This window comes from Flagellimonas flava, assembly GCF_050617915.1.
In the GTDB taxonomy this organism is placed as follows: Bacteria; Bacteroidota; Bacteroidia; order Flavobacteriales; family Flavobacteriaceae; genus Flagellimonas; species Flagellimonas flava_A.
In genome coordinates, this window is sequence record NZ_JBODQE010000030.1 from 1 (window position 1) to 336 (window position 336).

The window sequence follows — 336 nt, forward strand, 5'->3', positions numbered from 1 at the left end:
AATCCGACGTCTCCAACCAAAGTTCCGTGGTGTATTGGTGGCGGCATGATAAGAAGGATCAATTGCAAAAATCCTTGGACAAGGCTTACCCAACAGTGCTCTGTCCCAGAATTCCGCTCTATTTTGATTTTGTACAGCACGATTCCCATGAAAATGGCAGACGTTGGGATGGGTTTGGTACGTTGGAAGATGTTTATGGGTATCCAGAAAGCACCCATGATTTTTCGGATAAGGAGACTAAACTCATCAAAGGAATCCAGGGAAATCTCTCGACTGAAAAGTTTGATTCAGATATTTGGGTGGACTTTATGACTTTCCCTAGAATGGTGGCCTTGG

At 44.0% G+C, this 336-nt stretch carries 1 protein-coding gene; it reads left to right on the forward strand.

The window, feature by feature from the left end:
• On the forward strand, positions 1-336 hold a 336-nt coding region (locus ACRHOZ_RS20855; protein ID WP_431130176.1), incomplete at both ends, for a family 20 glycosylhydrolase.